Below are 17582 nucleotides of genomic sequence, written 5' to 3'. Positions count from 1 at the left end.
CTTTTTACATTTTAGATGTGCCGAAAAACAAAGCCTATCAAAATGGGGTGGGAGGGGAAGTTGTGGGCGTTGGAGGGCAACCCCCCTTTCTGTGGGGACCGGCCGAAATTGGTGTGCGGTGGAACAGCAAAGGGGGGGGGAGCCCCGCCGTTATGCTGCTGGTCGCACCCGACGGTTTCACTGTACTAGTCGAACGGAAAAATCAGAGGTGAAGTTATTTGATATCTTGATTTTTATTGTTTTGAGTCATTTTTACTAATTCAGCTTTGCGCTCTAAATCGATTCTGGTTTCATAAAGGTGAGTTAGCAACGACTCTAAAAGGTCAATTGATAAACTAAGTGTTTGTTTATCAGTTGCAATTAAACGATGTGCCGCATCATCACCAATGAATTTCAACCCATTCAAACCATCGATAATACCGTTTGGTATATTAGGTGAGTCTCTTAGCTTATTGATTTTGTTCTGTAGGCCCCAAGCAGCATTATCATCAATACCTTCAAATACACAAATGCCTTCTAGTAATGCTCTTACACCCATCGCAGTAACTATCTCAAGTCCTTGTTGAAAGGCTGTGACAATTTCTTTATATGAATCATTCAATTTCTTATCTACATGGTGGAATCGCTTTGCTTCTCGTTCGTCAACATTATTTCTTTTGGGGTGGTAGTTATATGAGTATATGGGGTCACCGTTGTGATCATACATTCCAGCACATGTCCACTTTTCTTGCAAAGTAGCTGAATCACAGCCGCGGCATACAACGAAAAAGTATTCTGTATCTTCGGTATAGCCCAGAAACATATGCCCACGGTCTTCAATTACTTCTTGATAGGACTTTTCATGAGTAGACTTAATTTCATGGTTGGTTTCACCTTTACAGGTATTGCAGAAGATTCTAATTATATTTCCCATGTTATCCCCATGATTTATAAAAATTATGCGTCATTTGCTGTTTATGTTCAGGCCCATAGGTTCGAATAGCCCAGCGTAACCGAACGTCTGTAGTCTTCCTGTGACACCTCAGTAATTCACCATAAATCCCTGCTTTCTACCACCCCTTTACCATAGGGCATATCTGAATCTCTCAGGAATGCCTCATGTCTACCTCTTCCACCCTAAAACTCGCGCTAGAGCTGGCGGCCAAGGTCACCGGCCGCGAGGACTTGGCCGCCTTGGCGGGTGAGGTGCAGGAGCTGGGCCCCATCTCAGACGAGACGGCCGCCGAGACCGAGCGGCTGGCGCAGACGCTGGAAACCCTGGGCCAGCAGCAGGAACTGATTGCGCAGTTCAACCAATCCGCCGAGGCCCTGACTCAGCTTGAGCAGGCCAGCGTGCTGTCCCGTGACAAGCTGGCACAACTACGGGCCGAGCAGCAGACCAGTGCTGGTCAGGCCCGCGTGCTGACCGACCAGGAACGCTTGCTGGCCTCCGAGGTCAAGCAGCTGGAGCGCCAGCTGATTTCCCAATCCGCCGCTCATACCCGCCTTCATGCCGGTCTCACCCAGGCCGGGCTCGACACCCGCAACCTCGCCCAGGAGCAAGCCAGGCTGCAGCGTGAGCTGCGCGAGAGTGCGACCCAGACCGAGCGGCTGGGCCGCTCTCTGCAGCAGGGTGGTCAGCAGGCGGGTGGCTTCCATGGTGCCATCGGTAGCCTGACCGGCCGCCTGGTGGCCATGGCAGGTACCTGGTTCGGCATCCAGACGCTCACCTCCCAGCTCGTGGCTATGTTCCAAACCGGCGACCAGGCCGAGCGCCTCGATGTGCAGCTCAAGGCGGTGATGGGTTCGATTGCGGGTGGGGCCGAGGCGAGCGCCTGGATCCAGGACTTTGCCAAGAACACCCCGCTGCAGCTAGATGAGGTGACTCAGGTGTTCGTGCGCCTCAAGGCGTTCGGCATCGACCCCATGAATGGCGCCATGCAGGGCATCGTCGATCAGGCCTACAAGCTGGGCGGCGGCTTTGAAGAGGTGCAAGGCATCTCGTTGGCGCTCGGTCAGGCGTGGGCCAAGCAGAAGCTGCAGGGGGAGGAGATCCTGCAGCTGATCGAGCGCGGGGTGCCGGTCTGGCAATTGCTGGAGCAGGTCACCGGCAAGAACACCGCCGAGCTGCAGAAGCTCTCGGAAGCCGGCAAGCTCGGCCGGGACACCATCGCCGCGCTGATGAACGAGATCGCGGCCCAATCGTCAGGGGCTGCCGCCAACAACATGGGTCTGCTCTCCGGGCTCATCTCCAACGCCCAGGACAACCTGGCCAAGTTCTACCGCCTGGTGGCCGAGAACGGGGCGCTGAGCTGGCTCAAGAACCAGCTGGCCAACCTCAACGCCGAGTTTGCGGCGATGGCCAACGATGGCCGCCTGCAGGCCTGGGCCAAGCGCATCTCTGACGGCGTCGTCTCACTCGGTGAAACCCTCAAGTCCTTTATCCAGACCGTCTATGAGTGGCGCGATGCCCTGCAGGTGATGGCTCAGGCCTGGTTTGGCCTGAAAATCGCGGGCTGGATTGCCGACCTGCGCGGCCTCTATGGCCAGTTTATTGCGCTGCCTGCCGCCACGGCGACCGCCGCCGGCGGCATGACCACCGCAGGTACGGCAGCGGCGGCGGCCTCGATAGGTGTCAGGGCGCTGGGGGCGGCGGTTCAGGCGCTGCTGGCCGCCATGACGGTGGAGGCGGTGAGCCAGATCATCCGCATGGCCGGTGCCCTCAAGGAGTGGATGCAGGCCGAGCTGGCCCTGCGAGAGTCGCAGCGCCTGCGCTCCGAAGCCCAGGCCCAGCTCAATGGCCAGTTGGCTGCGCTCTCGGCAGAGCTCGGGATAGCCATCACCAGTGTGGCCGATATGGATCGCGTCATTGCCGAGGGCAAGGTGCATTACGACGAGGCGACCGGCAGCTATCGGCGCGGGGCCGCCGCCGTCAAAGAATTGGGCACGGAGGCCAAGCAAGCTCGCGATTACTTAAGCGAAATCAACGCCGTGGCCAAGCAGACCGCCGCAGATGGCCCGGCCGCGCTTGCCAAGGCTTTCGACGAGCTGGGGCTCGACTTCGAGCGGGCCAATGGCCGTATCGGGGCAGGCTTTCAGAAGACCCTGGGCGCCCTGGATGTGCTGGTGCAACACACCGGCGCCAGTGCCGCCGCCATCGAGGAGGCGTTGGCCAGCGCCTACAACAGCGCAAAAACCAAGGCCGAGATCGATGCGGTGATCGAACGCCAGAAGCAACTGGCCGCTCAGGGCAAGCTCACTGGGGATGCACTGGCCAGATCCATGTCTGTCGCCGCCGACGCCATGAACAAGGTGAAGGGCGGCAGCGGGGAGGCCAAACAGGCGGTGGCCGCCATCGGTGATGGCTTTGATGAAGCCGCCGCGCGGGCCAAGGGCGCAACGGATGCCATGCGCCAGGGCTTGCGCGGCGTGCAGGATGAGGCCGAGCAGACCGGCAGTGCCGTGGCCTCGGCAGGGGGCAGCGCGGGCAGTGGCCGGGGAGAGGTTACCCGCACGGCCGATGCCGGCTCCTTCTTCTACAAGACGGTGGATATCAACGGCCTGCGCGGCAACGCCGATGCCCTGGCCAACACCCTCGCCGGGGTGGAGGAGGAGCTGGCCCGCTACAGCCAGAAGGTCAAAGACATTCCGGCCTATAGCGAGTGGGCGAAGTTCTACGGCGAGAAGTTCCAGAAGGAGATGGAGGCGATGCGCACCAAGCTCCAGCAGGAGCTGAGCAAGGCCCAGGCCAAGGAGGCAGACAAAGCAGCCCCCGAGCCGAGTCAGTCGATCGCCAATGCCAACCAGCCAAGCCAAGGCCAGCCCCAGCTGATCATCATCGAGCTGCGCGCCCCAAATGGGGACAGGGCGCGAGTCCAGGCCGATGAAGCCAATGCCCAGGCCTTTATCAGCCTTCTTACACAGCAGGGATTGCGCCAATGAACGTGACCTTAAACAGCGTGCTGTTACCCGATGATCTGGTCTGGCGCGACGAATTCGACTGGGCGCCGGTCGAGCAGGTGGTGACCCCCACCCTGAGCGGGGCGCTGCTGGTAGAAGAAACGGCCAAGCCGTCAGGCCGTCCCATCACCCTGGTGGGTCATTGCCCCCGCGCCACCGTGCAGATCCTCAAGGCGCTGGAGGCCGTGCCGAGCCAGCTGCTGACCTTGACCCTGCTCGACGGCGTGGCGCGGACCGTTTTCTGGCGCCGCCCCGGCGTGGTAGTGACGGCCCTGATCGAGATGGCCGACCCCGAAGCGGGCGAGCCCTATGCCCTGACCCTTAACCTGACCGAGGTAACTGCATGACAACCGGGATTTTATCAGGCGACATCAAACTGATGGCCAGCCAGCGGCTGACTGACACGCCCGATGGTGGTGGCAGGGTTACCGGTCACGAGATCGTGAGCGGGGAACATAACAGCGTCTTTCCCGACATTTCCGATCTGGATCGCGCCTATGGCGTGGTCAACCTGCGCAAGGTGTTTCTGGCGGTGCAGACCGACGACACAGCCACCTACTATGGCGCCAATGCCACCGTGCTGTTGCCGCCGGCCGATCCCAATGTCGGCCTGTGCCTGATGAGCAGCAAGGATCACCACGACACTCGCACCGAGGCCCGCGACCTGCTGGAGCGCTATCTGGCGCGGGGGCCAAAGTGGCGCGGATTCCTCTACGACACCCAGTTGCAGGGCCAGCGGGCGATCCGCTTCTTCCAGCGGGTCGAGGTGCGCCTGCCGGAGATCGGCGAGACCCTGGTACTGGTCGGCAACGAGGGCAAGGTGGGGGAGTTCGAGCAGTACGTCAGGGTGCTGGACGTAGGCCAGCAGTTGGCCAAGTTCCAGATCCCAGGGGTGCCGGAGTTCACCCGCAACGTGGTGACCTGCACCCTGGCCGATCCCCTGCGCTACACCTTCGAGGGGGAGCAGCCCACCCCCTATGACGTGGTGACCAACCCCAAGACCGCCCTGCGCGAGACGGTGGTGGCCGATGCGGCCAACTACTTCGCCACCACCAAGCTGGCCGAGGATGCCCACTTTGGCGCGCTCCAGGTGAAGGCCAAAACCATCTTTACCCAGCTGGTGCCGGCGGCCCGCTCTGAAACCCCGGCCGTGGATCTGACCGCTGCCGGCGAGCTGGCCAGCCTGGTGGATTCGGGCAAGGGGCAGGTGTCGTTCAGTACCGTGGCCAGCATCGCCCCCAGCCGGGGCCTGTTCCTCGGCACGGGCGCGCTACCCGGCACGGTGAGTATCACCATAGGCGCGGCGCTGATCACCGACCGGGGCGGCTCCCTGGTGGTGGGTGGGTCCGTGATAGGCGCCATCGACTACGGCCGGGGGCAGTGTGAGTTCAACGCCCAGTGCCCGAACTACGGCACCCAGAGCAAAACCGTCAGCTTCTGGCCGGCGGCCCGCCCGGCCCGCATCGCCGATACCGCCAGCATCGAGATCAAGGCCAACAACCGGGGCTATGCGTTCACCATCACCCTGCACCCGACCCCCGCGCCAGGCAGCTTGACCGTCAGCTTTATGGCGCAAGGCAAATGGTACGACTTGAAGGACAACGGCAAGGGCGAACTGCTGGGGCAAGACAGCGCCTATGGGACTGGTCTGCTGAACTTCGCCACCGGCTCGGTGCTGTTGACCCTGGGCGCCTTGCCGGACGTGGACACCAGCATCATGTTCAGCTGGGCCACCCCGGTGAGCTACACCAACCGGTCAGGCCAGCCGATCAGCATCGGCAAGAGTGCCTGGCAGCTGCCCCACACCGGCATCACGCCCAAGAGCCTGGTCCTGACCTGGGGGGTGGGCAAGACCGCCAACGACTCGGTGGGGGATGGCAAGATCCGGGGCGACATTACCGGCATCATCAACTATGCCGAGGGCATCATCGATCTGGAGCACATCACCCTGCCCGCCCTGGGCCAGGAGTACGTGGCCCAGTATCAGTACGGTAAGCCGGTGACCGAGCATCACGTCGAGCCGGGCCGCCTGAGTACGCCCGGCATGGTGGGGCACCTCTCCATCACGCTGGACGGCTTGGACGGCGGAGGAGCCCACAACCTCACCCCCGGCAGTCTGCGGGTGAAGTTCAACGCGCTCTATCACGCCTTTGATGTGGACGATCAGGAGCTGGTGATCCAGACCCGTGACCCCATCATCACCTTGCAGGATGACGGGCTGGGCAAGTTGCGCGATGCCAGCGGCAATGAGCTGGGGGCCATCGACTACGCCGCCGGCACCCTGCATTTCATGCCGGACGGCAGCGCCCCCTTGCCCAAGCCGACCTATGCCTGGGTCACCGTGGGCACCCGCTGGGAGGGCAACCAACAGCTCGCGGTGCAGCGCTGGACCATGACCGGGATCCAGTACCACAACACCGCCTACACCTTCCCCGATGGTCAGCAGGGGTGGGTGGATGTGACCTACCGCAACAACAACTCGGCCCAGGCGCAAAACGCCACCCTGACCGCCCAGGCGCTGCGCATCGACGTGACCCCCGGCTTTGCCGAGGCGATCCTGGAGGGCTCGCTGCGCTTCACCCTGGGGGGCAGCACCTACGTTGACCGCCAAGGCCTTATCTACCGCAACCCCGACCCGGAGACCGGCGCCGGCATTCAGGCGGGCACCATCGACTACTCCAACGGGGTGGCGGTGCTGGCCGACTGGTCGGCGGGGCAGACCGCCCAGCCGCAGCTGCACTCCCTGGCCACCTCGTTCAGCGCCCAGTCGGTGGATGCGGTGACGTTCAGGACGCCGGGCGCCCCGTTGGCCCCCGGCAGCCTCTACATCAGCGCCAACACCGCCAGCGGCCGCCGCATCGAGGCCACGGCCGACGGCGACGGCTACTTTACCACCCTCGACATGGACGGGCGGGTGGACTACCAGACCGGCATCGTCTCGGTGCGCTTTGGCCGCAAGGTCACGGCCGCCGGCAACGAGGCCCAACCCTGGTACGACGCCGAGCAGGTGGGGGAGGATGGCAAGATCTGGCGCCCTGTCAGCGTGGTGGCCGACACCATCCGCTTTAGTTGCGTGGTGTTCAGCTACCTGCCGCTGGATGCGGATCTCATCGGGCTGGATCCGGTGCGGCTGCCGTCTGACGGGCGGGTGCCGTTCATCCGCAAGGGCAACATCGTGGTGGTGCATAGCACCCAGCGCAGCGCCTTCCCGATGGGGGTCACTGCGGGGCAGCAGCTCAACACCACCCGCCAGCGGCTGGCGTATGCCCATGTGGAGGACAAGAACGGCAAGCAACTCGCCCCGGCGCTCTACAGCGTCAACCTGGACAGCGGGATCGTCACCTTGGCCAGCCCGCTGAACCTGACCGGTTACGTGGAGCCCTTGGTGGCGGTGCATCGCATCGAGGACATGAGCCTGGTCTCTGACGTGGAGATCTCGGGCCGCCTGGTGCTGGCGCGGCCGCTGTCTCATGAGTACGACGCCGCCGACACCCTGGTATCGAGCGCGCTGATCATGGGGGATCTGTGGGCGCGCTATACCGGGTTGTTCGATCAGAGGGTCTGGACCAACACCTGGTCTGATTTCCTCATCGGCGACCCCTGCACGGCGCAGTACAACGACACCGCTTACCCGCTGCTGGTGACCAACCGGGCCACCCTGCAAGAGCGCTGGGCCATCATCTTCCAGTCCAGCACCAGCTTTGTGCTGGTCGGGGAGCATGTGGGCCAGATTGCGGTGGGGGACATCAACAGCGACTTTGCGCCGCTCAACCCCAACAGCAACCAGCCCTACTTCTTCATCGACAAACGAGGCTGGGGGGCGGGCTGGTCCTCGGGCAACGTGCTGCGCTTCACCACTCAGGCGGCCAGTTACCCGGTATGGGCGATCCGGACCATCTTGCAGTCGGTGGCAGTGATGGAGTCGGACAGGTTCGAGCTGCAACTGCGCGGCAACGTCAACCGCTGATAGGTAGCAGTGCAGGAAAGTTACAGCGCAGAGGGCCTGCACCCCGTTGACGCGCCAGCCACTTAACCGGGTGGGGCAGATTGCCCCACCCAAACCGATCAGGAGAACACCATGACTTTTCCGGTGAAATGGTACGCGAGTCAGATGCAGGGGGCGCCGAGCCTGGGGGATACCACTGCCGGCGCGCTGACGGCGCTGCTCAAGGCGGTGCTGGTGACCGGCTTTGGCAACCTGACCATCAACGCCCTGGTGTGGGATGCGACCGAGGGCGCCGCCAAGGCCACCTTCTCGGGGGGCCATGCCTATCTGCCAGACTCGGTGATCGAGGTGACCGGCGTCAGCCCAGGCGGCTATAACGGCGAGCACCGCATCAAGAAGGTGAGCAGTACCGAGGTCTGGTTCGAGCTGGACGCCGGCAACCCCGGCATGGCTGGCAGCGGCGCGGCCATGACCATGAAGGTGGCCCCGCTCGGCTGGACCCTGACCCACGAGAGTGGGGACGGCATGGTGGCCATCTACCGGCCGACCAACGTCAGCGAGTCGGGAAACGTGAGCCTTCGCATCGACAACACGGCGTTTTCCGGTTGGACAGGGGCCACCATGATGGCTTGCCTGGCCAAAGTGGCCCTGGTTGAGGATGTAGTGGACATCAACACCTACACCCTGATCCAAGAGCATCGCTGGCCAGCGACCGGCCGTTATAGCGACAAGCGCTGGGACCTCATCGGCGATAGCCAGCTGTTCTACTTCCTGCCGGCCTATGCCGCAGCAAACTATCAGTCGCTGTTTGCCTTTGGCTATATCAAGTCGGTGCGGCCAGGGGATCGTTACCACGCTGTGTTAATGCACTATGGCGTGGTCTCTGCCGACGATACAAACCGCCGGTGGAACATTGGCGCCGGGGGCAGTTTTACCAACTACGGCACCCAAGCGTTGGCTTTCGACGACACCAGCTACCGTGCCCTGGCCCGCCCCTACAGCCAACTATTTGGTACTGCGACATGGTGGTTAAAGGGGGTCTTTGCCCGCTTTGGCACTGGGCTGAATGTGCCTAATGCGCCAGATAACGCTTTTTATATGAGCACCGACCCCATCATGCTCATGGAGGGCGGCAACCAACTGCGTGGTTACCTGCCGGGGCTCATCTGCCCCTTTGCCACTATCCCCTCTTGGTATCGAAAAAACTTTTCCAACATGCCCGCGCTCCCCAACAAAATCGTGCGTTTTATCGGGGCAACTTTCACCGAATCCACCGTGAACGGTGGACCCACCATGGCGGGCTTCGATCTGACCGGCCCCTGGAGGTAAGTCATGGCGACAGACCAAGCACTGAGGGATCTTATTCTGGCCAGCGCCCCGGTGGGTTACTACCCACTGGATACCCTCGCCAGTCTGGGCAATGACATATCCCCCTACGCCAACCATGGCAGCCAGAGTGGCACTTTCCGGCAGGCGGCTGCCGTCGTGGCCGGCATGGATATTTTGATGACCCAGGGCATCAGCTCGCCCCTCGTGGCCATCCCGGATCGGACCGAGTACAAGGGCCGTACCTTCACCCTGGAATGCATCATCAGCCATAGCGAGAATGCCAACCTGGTGATCGCCGAACGGGGCGGCGACAACAAGAACTGGTCGTTGCAGAGCATAGGGTTGGCGGATGGTGCTACACCCCCCTCATACCAGTTCATTCTTGGCGACCAAGCAATTGCCCCAAGCAATGGCCGAGCGGGTCCGAGCATGATGGGGCATATGATTTTCACCAGCGCCTTGGGCTTCACCAAGATCTATTTGAACGGTGTGCCGCTCAAGGAGTGGACCGTCGCCACCGGCAACGGCACACAAGCTAACCAGGGCACTCTGCCCATTCACCTGTTTTCCCGTGGGGGCAGCTACAACACATCGGCTGGGCTGGCTCATGTGGCGTTCTACAACCGTGAGTTGACGCTGGCCGAACGGCAGGCCAGGGCGGCCATGTTCGATAAGCCTTTTGAAATGAAGCCGCATCGACTTACCGCCACCCCTGCCAATCAGGAGCCCCGTAGCCAGTTCCAGCCGCAGGATGTGGCCTGGCGTGGTAGTCCCGGCTTTATCTACGCTGGCCCTGTGCTGGCTCAGGAGTTGATCCAGTTCCCGATGATCAAGGGGCGGGACTATTTCTGGCTGCGGGATGGGGTGCGCAATGTGGAGCAGGGCTACATCGAGAGCACGGTGACCATCGACGGCGAGGGGGTGGCCCGGCGGGTGCTCTGCTTCACCCAGTCCGGCGAGCTGGTAGCCGAGACCACGAGCCGCGCCAGCGATGGCAAGTACCGCTTCGATCTGCTGTGGCTGAACCGCCGTTACATGCTGGTCGCCCAGGACGATCCGGCGTTCGGCCCCGCCGATTACAACGCGGTGGCCGCCGACTTCCAGCTGCCCAAACCCTATGCCCCCGGCGAGGGGGTCGGCCTGACAGGAGCATGACATGCTGACATTTTCGGACCCCTTGCGCACCAGTCGCGTCCAGCTGTTGGCCACGGCCATCGACGCCGGCAACACCGGCCCGGCGACCCTCAAGATCTACGTTGGCCCCCGGCCTGCCCCAGGTGCTGCCATCACCGGCCCGTTGCTGGCGACCCTCCAGTTTGCCCACCCCTGCGCCCAGACCGTCACCGGGGGCATGCTGACGCTCAAACCCCTGGCCGAGCAGCTGGTTACCGGCAACGGGATCCCGAGCTGGGGGCGCATCAGCGACCGGGACGGCAGCTTTGTGGCGGATCTCGACGTGGGCCCGCCCGGCAGCGGCGCCGACATAGAGATCCCCGCCGATGAGTTGTTTACCGGTGCCATGCTGCGCATCAACAGCGCCACCATCACCGAGCCCTAATCCACCCCTGACCCACCGAGGCAAGCATGGCCAGAACCGATCCCGCCCTGGAGCTGCGCAAGGCCCGCCAGAACACCGGCGCGATGGAGCTGAACCCCAGCGCCATCCAGCGTTATGCGGCGGTGCTGCGCGGCACCAGCCTGCCGCCGGTGCTCGCCAGCTCGCCGGGGTTGGTGCTGCCTGCGGCGCTGCACCCGGTGTTGGCCAACCCGCAGGCCGAGGTGGTGGTGGGGCTCATCCACCAGGGCAGCCTTGCCAGCACCCCGGCGGCGCCGGTTGCCGACCTGGTGGCGACCGTCCTGATCGAGTGCGCCTGGTCCAGTACCGCTCAGCCGGTGAGCCATCACCTGCAAGCGGCCTATGACATCAACGTATTTCGGGGGCCGAGCCACACCAGCCAGGACGACTGGCAGCGCGCCGCCCTGCTCACCGAGGCCGTGGCCAGTGACTGGCAGACGCCCGCCGTGATGGCGGTGACGAGGGGGAACGACTGGCAGGAGGGGGCCGCGCTGACCGATGGGGTCACCGAGCACAGCGGCATCATGCCCAAGCGCTACCAGGTGCATCAGGGCCGCTTTGACGAGGGGCAGCCCCTCGGTGCCCAGGCTGGCCACTCGTTCGACAGCCTGCCCCCTGGCCATGCCGTGGTGGGCACCCTCTGGGTGGAGGCGGCCAAGGCCGACAGCTGGCACCTGTCGGGCTACCGCTACCCGCCGAGGCTGGACCGGGCATGGCAGGCCGACACCTGGCAGCAAGGCGCCCCGCTGGGCCAGGTGCTGGAAAGCGACTGGCAGCTCGGTGACCCGCTTCACAAGGGCTGGCGGGATGGCTGGGATGAGGCAATCCAACCACCGCCCGGCACCAGCCCCTACCCCGAGAAGCCGGTGGAGCCCGCCAAGCCGGAACGGCGCAAGCTCCAGCTGGCCTTTAACCGCCTGCGCGGTGACGCCAGCCTTGAGTTCGTTTGGTACGGGCAAGACGCCCAGATCGTGATTCCGACCCGGAGGGTTTACCTGGTGAGTAACACAGCAAGCATTGTACGGGTGCGCGATGGCCTCGACATTCCGGCCACCTCGTTAAGCATCGAGCTCGATACCGACTCCTGGGCCTGGCAGTTCAGTGCCCAGATCCCGCGCATCGCGGCCGCCGCCCTGACCGATGAGGAGGAGGTGAGCATCCACATCAATGGCCAGCAGTGGGAGTGCGTCTGCGATGGCTGGCAGTCGAGCCAGAGCTTTGCCCGCGAATCCGCCACCCTGTCAGGCCGCTCTCGCGCCGCCTACCTGTCGCCGACCCATGTCTTGCCACACGCGGTGAGCGAGAGTGCGGCGGCCACCATGGCCCAGCTGGCTGCGGCTCTACTGCCGTTTGGCTGGACACTGGACTGGCAGGCGCCGGATTGGCTGGTACCGGCCGGGTTTTTCAGCCTGGACAGCCAGACCCCGATTGAGGCGATCAAGTATCTGGCCGAGGCGGCAGGGGGCTTTGTGCTGCCGCACCAGCGCAGTCAGCACCTGGTCATCAAGCCGCGTTATCCGACCGTGCCCTGGCAGCTCGATACCGCCCTGGCCGATGTGGCCATCCCTCGGGCCATCATCACGACGCTGGGCAGCGACTTCCAACCGGGGCAGGCAGCCAACGGGATATGGGTCAGTGGTGGCCATCAGGGCATCAGTGCGCGGGTGCTGCGTCAGGGTACGGCGGGCGAGCGGCAGGCACCGACCATCACCCACCCGCTGGTGTGCGATGTGCTGGCGGCCCGTGCTCAAGGCGTGGTGGCCCTGGCCAAGACCCTGCCGAGGCGCACCCAGACCATCGAGCTGCCACTGTCGGCAGATGCGGGTCTCATCCTGCCGGGGGCACTGCTCGCGGTGGATGGCTGGAAGGGCTATAACCGGGGCGTCAGGGTCTCTGCTGCGCTGCAGAACAGGGCCATGACGGTACGCCAGCAACTGAGCGTGGAGCGTTTTGTATGAACCTGTTTAAGCGATTCATGGAGCTGGTGCCCGGCGCCGATCCATTGCTGGTCGGTACCGTCACGGCAACGAACGGCACTAGCACCACGTTGGAGGCGCTGGGTGGTGGCGTGGTGGTGGTGCGAGGGGGAGGGTGGCCATCGGCCAGAAGGCATTTTACCGGCCGGTGCTATCATAGGGCCCGCCCCTGATTTACCAACCTATGAAATCGAGGTTTAACCCTCTGTTAAACGTCTATCAAACTCGGTGATTCTGAATCCGCCAAGTTTGATAAATGTGACCTGAGCTCTGTTTGTCGTTTTACCCGGAATGGTTTTTCATTTTTCGCGGCGGGCTACACCTCGACCCCGGGCTTCGTGGCAGCGGTGAACCCGGATGTCGTCATCCACAGCGCCGGCGACAGGAACCAGTGGCAGTTTCCCCGCCCCGAGGTGGTGGCGAGATACGAGGGGGCCCGCCAATGGGTGACGGGGCAGGATGGTGCCATCCTGATCGAGGCGGGGGAGGCCGGGCTCGAGATCCGGGCCGAGCGCGAGCAGGGCCCCTGGTACAGGCGCAATGGCCACTGGTGGCGGCCCAGGCTATGGCGCCAGGGAGCCCATGTTTCCCTGTACAGGGAGGAAAAGAAGCCGGAAAGAGGCTAGGCGTGGGTGGACATCCGGGCTCTGGCCTTGGGAGTCAGCCGTCATTTCTCTTTGGGATGGGGCAACGCCCGATGGATGCCCAAGCGTTGGCCAGGGCAATAATCCGTCATTTCCCGTTAAGTAAGAGGGAGGGAGATGGCCAGGCGATGGCAACGCTTGGTGTAATCCTGCGCTTTGGCTAGAATACCCCGTCATTTCCCTTATTAACGGCTATTCATGCAACAAGAAACCTCACAAGAGAGCTGGCCCGTCTTCAAGCGCCTGCTCGGTTATGTCCGGGATCGCAAACTGGGGCTGGTGGGCGGCATCATCGGCATGCTGGGTTATGCGGCCGTGGATACCACCTTCGTCTACTCCATCAAGCCGCTCATCGATCAGGGCCTCAACGGCAACGACAGCAGCGTGCTCAAGTGGATGCCCTTCTTCGTGCTCGGCATCGTCGCCCTGCGCGGTTGCGCCGCCTTCCTCTCCAACTACTGCATGGCCTGGGTCGGCAACCATGTGGTGATGCGGCTGCAGCAGCAGGTGTTCAGCCACCTGATGGCCATGCCCATGAGCTTCTTCGACCGCCAGAATACCGGCAACCTGCTCTCCAAGGTGACCTATGACGCCGGTCAGGTGTCGTCCGCCGCGAGCTCCACCCTGGTCTCCCTGGTGCGGGAAGGGGCCACCGTCATCGGCCTGCTCGGCCTGATGTTCTGGCACTCCTGGCAGCTGTCGGTGATCTTCCTGGTGGTCGGCCCCGTGGTGGGCATACTGATCGGCCTCATCAGCCGTCGTTTCCGCAAGATCAGCCGCCACATCCAGCAGGCGGTGGGTGACATCACCACCTCCACCGAGCAGATGCTCAAGGGCCATAAAGAGGTGCTGATGTTCGGCGGCCAGCAGGTGGAGGACAAGCGCTTCTATCAGGTCAGCAACCGGATGCGTCAGCAGACCATGAAGATGGTGGCGGCCGATGCCATCGGCAGCCCCATAGTCCAGATGGTGGCCTCGGTCGCCCTGGCTGTCTTCCTCTATGTGGCGACCATAGACTCGGTCAAGGCAACCCTGACCGCGGGCACCTTCACCGTCATGGTCACCTCCATGATGATGCTGCTCAAGCCGCTGAAAAGTCTGACCGACGTGAACAACCAGTTCCAGCGCGGCATCACCGCCTGCCAGAGCCTGTTCGGTCTGCTGGACTCCACCCCGGAGCAGGACACCGGCACTCGCACCCTGGAGCGGGCCCGTGGGGAGATCGAGTTTCGCAACGTCACCTTCACCTACCCGACCAAGGATACCCCGGCGCTGCACAACATCAGCTTCAAGGTGGAGGCGGGCAAGTCCGTGGCCCTGGTGGGTCGCTCCGGCTCCGGCAAGAGCACCATCGCCAGCCTCTTGACCCGCTTCTATGACATAGAGCAGGGGGAGATCCTGCTGGACGGCGTCAACATCCGCGAATACAAGTTGAGCGAGCTGCGCAAGCAGTACGCCCTGGTCTCCCAGCATGTCCACCTGTTCAACGACTCCGTGGCCAACAACATCGCCTACGCGGCAGAAGACAAGTACAGCCGGGAAGAGATCCAGCATGCCGCCCGCATCGCCCATGCCGACGAGTTCGTGCGCAAGATGCCGGAGGGCTATGACACCGTCATCGGCGAGAATGGCGCCTCCTTGTCCGGTGGCCAGCGCCAGCGCATCGCCATCGCCCGCGCCCTGCTGCGGGACTCCCCGGTCCTGCTGCTGGACGAGGCCACCTCGGCCCTGGATACCGAGTCCGAGCGCCACATCCAGGCGGCCATCGACGAGCTGTGCAAGGCGCGCACCTCCCTGGTGATCGCCCACCGTCTCTCCACCATAGAGAAGGCGGACGAGATCCTGGTGATCGACGAGGGTCATATCGTCGAGCGCGGCAACCATGGCGAGCTGATGAGCCAGCAGGGCACCTATGCCCAGCTGCGCGCCATCCAGTTCGGCGGCACCGTGAGTCATTCGGCCTGATGCTGGAGCGTCTCTGGTACGGCAAGAGTGGCTGGCGCTGGTGGCTGGCCCCCTTGGCACTGCTGTTTGCCCTCGTCAGCGGCGGGCGCCGTTTCGCCTACCGGCGCGGCTGGTTCAGCGCCTATCGCGCCAGCCTGCCGGTGATAGTGGTGGGCAATATCTCGGTCGGTGGCAACGGCAAGACCCCTGTGGTGGTCTGGCTGGTGGAACAGCTTCAAGCCCGTGGCTATCGCCCCGGCGTGGTCAGCCGGGGTTACGGCGGCAAGGCACCCCATTACCCTTACCGACTCGATGCCACCAGCACCACGGCCCAGGCGGGGGATGAGCCTGTGCTCATCGCAAGGCGCTGCGGCTGCCCCGTGGTGGTGGCGCCCAGGCGCGCCGATGCGGTGCGTCTGCTGGAGCAAAGCGGCGAGGTGGACATCGTCATCACTGACGACGGTCTGCAGCACTACGCCCTGGACCGGGACATAGAGCTGGTGGTGGTGGATGGGGCCCGGCGCTTCGGCAATGGCTGCCTGCTCCCCATGGGGCCGCTGCGGGAACCCATGACCCGCCTCAAGCGGGTCGATGCCATCATCTGCAACGGCGGCACCCCGGCCCAGGGGGAATACCCCATGGCGCTGGTGGCGGCCGCGCCGCGCCGCGTGTGCGACGATGCGCCTCTCGAGGCTCCCCTTGCCGGACCTGTGGATGCACTGGCGGGCATCGGCCATCCTCCTCGCTTCTTTGCCACCCTGGCCGGACTCGGTTATGAGTTGGCAGAGCGTGTCGGTTATGCGGATCATCAGGCCTTTGATCGGGATGAGCTGCTCGCCCGCTTCGGCGAGCGCCCCCTGCTGATGACGGAGAAGGATGCGGTCAAGTGCCGGGCCTTCGCGCCAGCGCACTGGTGGTATCTGCCGGTGAGCGCCGAGTTGCCCGCCTCCCTGCTCGATACCCTGCTGCAGCGGTTGACCCCGCCGCAGGCGTCCGGCCCTGACCATGCACACTGAATGGTGCAAGATCATCGCCTGCACGGCATAGCCCGTGCGGCGCCGTTGCAAGGAGCCGGGTGCCGGCTCCGGCGATGGACCATTAAACTGCTCGGCAGCCTAGCCCGCCCGAGATCGTCGCTTGCTCGACATCGTTGAAGGAGTTTCGTTTTGGCACTGGATATCAAATTGCTCGACATCATCGCCTGCCCGGTTTGCAAGGGGAAGCTGCACTATCAACCGCAATCGGACAAGGCCGCCCATGAGCTCATCTGCCGCTTCGACAGACTGGCCTATCCGCTGGAGGAGGGGATCCCCGTCCTCCTGGAGAACCGGGCGCGTCATCTGCCCCTGGAAGAGCTGAAGCCATGAGTTTCGTCGTCGTCATTCCGGCCCGTTACGCCTCGACCCGCTTGCCGGGCAAGCCGCTGGCGGACATCCATGGCAAGCCCATGGTGCAGCACGTGGTGGAGAAGGCCCTGCAATCGGGCGCCGATCGGGTGATAGTCGCCACCGACGATGAGCGGGTGCAGCAGGCGCTGCAGGCAACCGGCGTCGAGGTGTGCATGACCTCACCGGATCACCAGTCCGGCACCGAGCGTCTGGCCGAGGTGTGCCGTCACTACGGCTTTGCCGCCGATACCATCATCGTCAACGTGCAGGGGGATGAGCCGCTCATTCCGCCCGCCATCATCCGTCAGGTGGCGGACAACCTGGCCGCTGCCACGGCGCCGATGGCGACCCTGTCGGTGCCGATCCAGGATGCTGAAGAGGCGTTCAACCCCAATGCGGTCAAGGTGGTGACAGACAAGGATGGTTACGCCCTCTACTTCAGCCGGGCCAGCATCCCCTGGGATCGGGACCGCTTTGCCAAGAGTCACGAGCAGATTGGCGATCACTACCAGCGCCACATCGGCATCTACGCCTATCGCGCCGGCTTCATTCAGCGTTACGTGGACTGGGCGCCGAGCGTGCTCGAGCAAGTAGAGGCGCTGGAGCAGTTGCGGGTGCTCTGGTACGGGGAGAAGATCCATGTGGCCCAGGCGCTGGAGGCCCCCCCGGTCGGGGTGGATACCCAGTCCGATCTGGACAAGGTGCGTGCCCTGCTGGCCAACTGAGGCTGGCGGCACGAAAGTTGACCGATACGGCGCCTTCAGGCGCCGTTTTTTCGTTGATTATTTATATAATAATTTGATTTAAAACGGCTTTTACGAGCACTTTCAAACTTTTCCC

13 protein-coding genes and 1 pseudogene are annotated in these 17582 nt (G+C 63.3%); 13 read left to right on the top strand and 1 reads right to left on the bottom strand.

Features of this window, described 5'->3' with window-relative positions; translation table 11 throughout:
* Positions 1-212 (top strand): hypothetical protein (locus tag ACWPWQ_RS07345; RefSeq protein ID WP_454009428.1); only part of this gene is annotated, 212 nt, incomplete at its 5' end.
* A gap of 2 nt (positions 213-214) precedes the next feature.
* Here ACWPWQ_RS07345 and ACWPWQ_RS07340 read toward each other — a convergent pair.
* A complete protein-coding gene (locus ACWPWQ_RS07340) occupies positions 215-913 on the bottom strand; it encodes a DUF4145 domain-containing protein (RefSeq protein WP_454009427.1) in 699 nt (232 codons plus the stop codon).
* Between the two features lie 185 nt (positions 914-1098).
* On the opposite strand from ACWPWQ_RS07340, the gene ACWPWQ_RS07335 reads away from it, so the two are divergent.
* The 12 genes and pseudogenes from ACWPWQ_RS07335 to kdsB all read left to right on the top strand — a co-directional run bounded on the left by ACWPWQ_RS07335 (position 1099) and on the right by kdsB (position 17467).
* A complete protein-coding gene (locus ACWPWQ_RS07335) occupies positions 1099-3921 on the top strand; it encodes a tape measure protein (protein WP_454009426.1) in 2823 nt (940 codons plus the stop codon).
* Positions 3918-4286 carry a hypothetical protein gene (locus tag ACWPWQ_RS07330; RefSeq protein ID WP_241343185.1) on the top strand — a complete coding sequence of 123 codons (369 nt, stop codon included), beginning with the start codon at positions 3918-3920 and terminating at the stop codon, positions 4284-4286. The genes ACWPWQ_RS07335 and ACWPWQ_RS07330 overlap by 4 nt, the downstream gene beginning before the upstream one ends.
* A complete protein-coding gene (locus tag ACWPWQ_RS07325; RefSeq protein WP_454009425.1) occupies positions 4283-7906 on the top strand; it encodes a curculin (mannose-binding) lectin protein in 3624 nt (1207 codons plus the stop codon). Before ACWPWQ_RS07330 ends, ACWPWQ_RS07325 begins: the two co-directional genes overlap by 4 nt.
* 111 nt (positions 7907-8017) lie before the next feature.
* Positions 8018-9214, top strand: coding sequence for a hypothetical protein (locus ACWPWQ_RS07320; protein WP_454009424.1), 1197 nt, complete (start codon positions 8018-8020; stop codon positions 9212-9214).
* A gap of 3 nt (positions 9215-9217) precedes the next feature.
* Entirely contained in the window at positions 9218-10369 is a 1152-nt protein-coding gene (locus tag ACWPWQ_RS07315; RefSeq protein WP_454009423.1) for a hypothetical protein, read from the top strand.
* Between the two features lies 1 nt (position 10370).
* Positions 10371-10772, top strand: a complete 402-nt coding sequence (locus ACWPWQ_RS07310) for a hypothetical protein (protein WP_454009422.1) — start codon at positions 10371-10373, stop codon at positions 10770-10772.
* 26 nt (positions 10773-10798) lie between these two features.
* On the top strand, positions 10799-12748 hold the full coding sequence (locus tag ACWPWQ_RS07305) for a hypothetical protein (RefSeq protein ID WP_454009421.1): 1950 nt from the start codon (positions 10799-10801) through the stop codon (positions 12746-12748).
* A gap of 338 nt (positions 12749-13086) precedes the next feature.
* A pseudogene (locus ACWPWQ_RS07300) lies at positions 13087-13392 on the top strand (hypothetical protein); the annotation flags it as partial.
* Between the two features lie 216 nt (positions 13393-13608).
* Entirely contained in the window at positions 13609-15375 is a 1767-nt protein-coding gene (gene msbA, locus ACWPWQ_RS07295; protein ID WP_454009420.1) for a lipid A ABC transporter ATP-binding protein/permease MsbA, read from the top strand.
* The gene (lpxK, locus tag ACWPWQ_RS07290; protein WP_454009419.1) at positions 15375-16370 is read left to right on the top strand and encodes a tetraacyldisaccharide 4'-kinase; all 996 of its coding nucleotides are present in this window, start codon (positions 15375-15377) and stop codon (positions 16368-16370) included. Before msbA ends, lpxK begins: the two co-directional genes overlap by 1 nt.
* A 150-nt stretch (positions 16371-16520) precedes the next feature.
* The gene (locus tag ACWPWQ_RS07285) at positions 16521-16721 is read left to right on the top strand and encodes a Trm112 family protein (RefSeq protein ID WP_005331987.1); all 201 of its coding nucleotides are present in this window, start codon (positions 16521-16523) and stop codon (positions 16719-16721) included.
* Complete coding sequence (gene kdsB, locus ACWPWQ_RS07280) at positions 16718-17467, top strand: 3-deoxy-manno-octulosonate cytidylyltransferase (RefSeq protein ID WP_454009418.1); 750 nt, start codon at positions 16718-16720, stop codon at positions 17465-17467. The genes ACWPWQ_RS07285 and kdsB overlap by 4 nt, the downstream gene beginning before the upstream one ends.
* Positions 17468-17582: the final 115 nt, after the last annotated feature.

This window comes from Aeromonas sp. Marseille-Q7275 (genome assembly GCF_965119515.1).
This window is presented reverse-complemented; position numbering and strand designations above follow the sequence as displayed.